Annotated in this window: 3 rRNA genes; all 3 read left to right on the top strand. The window is 56.7% G+C overall.

The features are described from left to right. Positions 1–373 precede the first annotated feature (373 nt). Positions 374–1,897, top strand: a 16S ribosomal RNA gene (locus tag ACOJV7_RS17675). A 374-nt stretch (positions 1,898–2,271) separates the two neighbouring features. Further along, positions 2,272–5,387, top strand: a 23S ribosomal RNA gene (locus tag ACOJV7_RS17680). 118 nt (positions 5,388–5,505) lie between these two features. Next, positions 5,506–5,622: ribosomal RNA gene (gene rrf, locus ACOJV7_RS17685) — 5S ribosomal RNA — on the top strand. The 16S, 23S and 5S rRNA genes sit together here, the layout of an rRNA operon. The last annotated feature ends 7 nt before the right edge of the window (positions 5,623–5,629 follow it).

Genomic DNA, 5,629 nt, shown 5'->3' on the forward strand with positions numbered 1-5,629 from the left:
GCCCCGCGAAGATCCAAGTGTGGTCGGTTCGGTCGGTAGGCCGGGTTTGACGCCCAAGTGTGGCCGCGGGTAGTTTTGGAGAGTTGCCCTGGAGATCGGCCCTGGTGGGTTGGTTGATGGTGTGCGTCCGATCCTTGAGAACTCAACAGCGTGTCAAAAATCGATGCCAATACCTCGTCGCCGGGGGATGGTGCTGCTCGCCTCGTCTGGGGTGGGTGGTGGTGTTGTCCGGTGCGAATTGATTTCCTTTGGTTGACAATGATCATTCAGCAGTTTTTTGCTGGTTGTTCTTGCTCAGCCGGGTTTCACAACCCTTTGTGGGTATGGTTTTTCCCTGGTTTGTCGTTTCGGCGGCGCTGGGGGATAGCAATCATCAACGGAGAGTTTGATCCTGGCTCAGGACGAACGCTGGCGGCGTGCTTAACACATGCAAGTCGAACGGTGACCCTCGGAGCTTGCTTCGGGGTGAACAGTGGCGAACGGGTGAGTAACACGTGAGTAACCTGCCCCTGACTCTGGAATAAGCGCTGGAAACGGCGTCTAATACCGGATATGACACGCCCTCGCATGGGGAGCGTGTGGAAAGTTTTTCGGTCTGGGATGGACTCGCGGCCTATCAGCTTGTTGGTGAGGTAATGGCTCACCAAGGCGATGACGGGTAGCCGGCCTGAGAGGGCGACCGGCCACACTGGGACTGAGACACGGCCCAGACTCCTACGGGAGGCAGCAGTGGGGAATATTGCACAATGGGCGAAAGCCTGATGCAGCGACGCCGCGTGAGGGATGACGGCCTTCGGGTTGTAAACCTCTTTCAGCAGGGAAGAAGCGAAAGTGACGGTACCTGCAGAAGAAGCACCGGCTAACTACGTGCCAGCAGCCGCGGTAATACGTAGGGTGCGAGCGTTGTCCGGAATTATTGGGCGTAAAGAGCTTGTAGGCGGTTTGTCGCGTCTGCCGTGAAAATCCGGGGCTCAACCCCGGACTTGCGGTGGGTACGGGCAGACTAGAGTGTGGTAGGGGAGACTGGAATTCCTGGTGTAGCGGTGAAATGCGCAGATATCAGGAGGAACACCGATGGCGAAGGCAGGTCTCTGGGCCACTACTGACGCTGAGAAGCGAAAGCATGGGGAGCGAACAGGATTAGATACCCTGGTAGTCCATGCCGTAAACGTTGGGCGCTAGGTGTGGGACTCATTCCACGAGTTCCGTGCCGCAGCTAACGCATTAAGCGCCCCGCCTGGGGAGTACGGCCGCAAGGCTAAAACTCAAAGGAATTGACGGGGGCCCGCACAAGCGGCGGAGCATGTGGATTAATTCGATGCAACGCGAAGAACCTTACCAAGGCTTGACATATACCGGAAACATCTGGAGACAGGTGCCCCGCAAGGTCGGTATACAGGTGGTGCATGGTTGTCGTCAGCTCGTGTCGTGAGATGTTGGGTTAAGTCCCGCAACGAGCGCAACCCTCGTTCTATGTTGCCAGCACGTGATGGTGGGGACTCATAGGAGACTGCCGGGGTCAACTCGGAGGAAGGTGGGGATGAGGTCAAATCATCATGCCCCTTATGTCTTGGGCTTCACACATGCTACAATGGCCGGTACAAAGGGCTGCGAAACCGTGAGGTGGAGCGAATCCCAAAAAACCGGTCTCAGTTCGGATTGGGGTCTGCAACTCGACCCCATGAAGTTGGAGTCGCTAGTAATCGCAGATCAGCAACGCTGCGGTGAATACGTTCCCGGGCCTTGTACACACCGCCCGTCAAGTCACGAAAGTCGGTAACACCCGAAGCCGGTGGCCCAACCCTTGTGGAGGGAGCCGTCGAAGGTGGGACTGGCGATTGGGACTAAGTCGTAACAAGGTAGCCGTACCGGAAGGTGCGGCTGGATCACCTCCTTTCTAAGGAGCACTGGCCACGTTTTGTGGTCCAGGCCCTGTTTCGTCCCCGAGTGTGGGACGGCAGGTGCTCATGGGTGGAACATCGATTATTTGGCGTCGTCACTGGCTTGCTTGCCTAGTACGCCCCACAGGTCACCTTCACTGGTGTCGGGGTCGGAACAGCAGTGGGGTGGGGTCGGCGCCTGACACGTTGTTGGGTCCTGAGGGCTCGGGCGATTCTGCTCGTTTCTTCGGGCCGGCTATGCAGCTGGCTGGGCCTCCTGTCCGTCACATCGGCGAGCACCTTTCGGTGTTCGGGTCTGGTGATGGGGATGCAGGAAGGGCCGCCCGTATGTTGAGAACTACACAGTGGACGCGAGCATCTGATCTTTGCGTATCAAGTTTTTAAGGGCGCACGGTGGATGCCTTGGCACCAGGAACCGAAGAAGGACGTAGGAATCTGCGATAAGCCACGGGGAGTCGATAACCAGACTGTGATCCGTGGATTTCCGAATGGGGAAACCCGGCTGGAGGCAAGTCCAGTCACTCTCACCTGAACACATAGGGTGAGGAGAGGGAACGTGGGGAAGTGAAACATCTCAGTACCCACAGGAAGAGAAAGCAACCGCGATTCCGTGAGTAGTGGCGAGCGAAAGCGGAAGAGGCTAAACCGTATCTGTGTGATAGCTGTCAGGCGTTGCAGGTACGGGGTCGTGGGACCTCTCGGCCGGGACTGACATCCCGGCATGGAGTCAAAAATTCGCGTTGTAGTCGAAGGGCATTGAAAGGCCCGGCACAGAGGGTGCGACCCCCGTAGACGAAACATCGTGAACTTCAGAGAGTTATCCCAAGTAACACGGGGCCCGAGAAATCCCGTGTGAATCTGGCGGGACCACCCGCTAAGCCTAAATATTCCCTGGTGACCGATAGCGGACAAGTACCGTGAGGGAAAGGTGAAAAGTACCCCGGGAGGGGAGTGAAATAGATCCTGAAACCGTGTGCCTACAATCCGTTGGAGCCTCCTTGTGGGGTGACAGCGTGCCTTTTGAAGAATGAGCCTGCGAGTTAGTGCTCAGTGGCGAGGTTAACCCGTGTGGGGAAGCCGTAGCGAAAGCGAGTCCGAACAGGGCGTATGAGTCGCTGGGTCTAGACCCGAAGCGGAGTGATCTACCCATGGCCAGGTTGAAGCGACGGTAAGACGTCGTGGAGGACCGAACCCACTTAGGTTGAAAACTGAGGGGATGAGCTGTGGGTAGGGGTGAAAGGCCAATCAAACTCCGTGATAGCTGGTTCTCCCCGAAATGCATTTAGGTGCAGCGTCACGTGTTTCTTACCGGAGGTAGAGCTACTGGATAGCCGATGGGCCTCACCAGGTTACTGACGTTAGCCAAACTCCGAATGCCGGTAAGTGAGAGCGTGGCAGTGAGACTGCGGGGGATAAGCTCCGTAGTCGAGAGGGAAACAGCCCAGACCACCAGCTAAGGTCCCTAAGCGTGTGCTAAGTGGGAAAGGATGTGGAGTTGCATTGACAACCAGGAGGTTGGCTTAGAAGCAGCCACCCTTTAAAGAGTGCGTAATAGCTCACTGGTCAAGTGATTCCGCGCCGACAATGTAGCGGGGCTCAAGCACACCACCGAAGCTGTGGCATTGACACTTTGCCCGGCCACCACACCTGCGGGTTGGTGGTCCAAGCGTGTTGATGGGTAGGGGAGCGTCGTGTGGCCAGGGAAGCGGCGGAGTGATCCAGCCGTGGAGGCCACACGAGTGAGAATGCAGGCATGAGTAGCGAATGACGGGCGAGAAACCCGTCCGCCGAATAACCAAGGGTTCCAGGGTCAAGCTAATCTGCCCTGGGTAAGTCGGGACCTAAGGCGAGGCCGACAGGCGTAGTCGATGGACATCCGGTTGATATTCCGGAACCGGCGAAGAACCGCCCATGACGAACCTTGTGATGCTAAGCGCCTGAAACCCGCTGACGTCTTCGGACCGATGCGGGCGGAGCGCGCGACCCGAGCAGGTAGTAGTCAAGCAATGGAGAGACGCAGGAAGGTAGCCTCCGCGTGGCGATGGTTGTCCACGTCCAAGGGTGTAGGGAGTGAGATAGGCAAATCCGTCTCACACATGTCCTGAGACCTGATAGTGACCGCGAATGCGGGAAGCAGGGTGATCCTATGCTGCCAAGAAAATCTTCTAGCGAGGTTCGAGCCGCCCGTACCCCAAACCGACTCAGGTGGTTAGGTAGAGAATACCAAGGCGATCGAGTGAATCATGGTTAAGGAATTCGGCAAAATACCCCCGTAACTTCGGGAGAAGGGGGGCCCAGAGGGTGAAGTTCTTCACGGACTAGCCTGAACGGCCGCAGAGACCAGGGAGAAGCGACTGTTTACTAAAAACACAGGTCCGTGCTAAGTCGCAAGACGATGTATACGGACTGACGCCTGCCCGGTGCTGGAAGGTTAAGAGGACGGGTTAGATCCTTCGGGGTCGAAGCTCAGAATTTAAGCCCCAGTAAACGGCGGTGGTAACTATAACCATCCTAAGGTAGCGAAATTCCTTGTCGGGTAAGTTCCGACCTGCACGAATGGCGTAACGACTTCTCCACTGTCTCAACCATGAACTCGGCGAAATTGCACTACGAGTAAAGATGCTCGTTACGCGCAGCAGGACGGAAAGACCCCGGGACCTTTACTATAGCTTGGTATTGGTGTTCGGTACGGCTTGTGTAGGATAGGTGGGAGACTGTGAAGCCGGCACGCCAGTGTCGGTGGAGTCAACGTTGAAATACCACTCTGGTCGTTCTGGATATCTAACCTCGGTCCGTGATCCGGATCAGGGACATTGCCTGGTGGGTAGTTTAACTGGGGCGGTTGCCTCCTAAAAGGTAACGGAGGCGCTCAAAGGTTCCCTCAGCCTGGTTGGCAATCAGGTTTTGAGTGTAAGTGCACAAGGGAGCTTGACTGCGAGACAGACATGTCGAGCAGGGACGAAAGTCGGAACTAGTGACCCGGCGGTGGCTTGTGGAAGCGCCGTCGCTCAACGGATAAAAGGTACCCCGGGGATAACAGGCTGATCTTGCCCAAGAGTCCATATCGACGGCATGGTTTGGCACCTCGATGTCGGCTCGTCGCATCCTGGGGGTGGAGTCTCTCCCAAGGGTTGGGCTGTTCGCCCATTAAAGCGGTACGCGAGCTGGGTTTAGAACGTCGTGAGACAGTTCGGTCCCTATCCGCTGTGCGCGTAGGAAATTTGAGAAGGGCTGTCCCTAGTACGAGAGGACCGGGATGGACGAACCTCTGGTGTGTCAGTTGTTCTGCCAAGAGCACCGCTGATTAGCTACGTTCGGAAGTGATAACCGCTGAAAGCATCTAAGCGGGAAGCACGCTTCAAGATGAGATTTCCATGGACTACGGTCCGAGAGGCTCCCAGCTAGACTACTGGGTTGATAGGCCAGACGTGGAAGTGCAGTAATGCATGTAGCTGACTGGTACTAATAAGCCGACAACTTGATACACACCAACAAGATTTTGCGTGTTCGCGTCCACTGTGCAGTTCCCGAGATACGGAACGGCAACCCCCCACGCCACCGGCACCGGTGGCACGGCGGGGAACCCCGAATATCTCCATAGAGTTTCGGCTGTCATAGCGAAGGGGAAACGCCCGGCTCCATTCCGAACCCGGAAGCTAAGCCCTTCAGCGCCGATGGTACTGCACTGGTGACGGTGTGGGAGAGTAGGACGCAGCCGGACAAACATT

Source organism: Knoellia tibetensis (assembly GCF_048606415.1).
GTDB classification, from domain to species: Bacteria; Actinomycetota; Actinomycetes; order Actinomycetales; family Dermatophilaceae; genus Knoellia; species Knoellia tibetensis.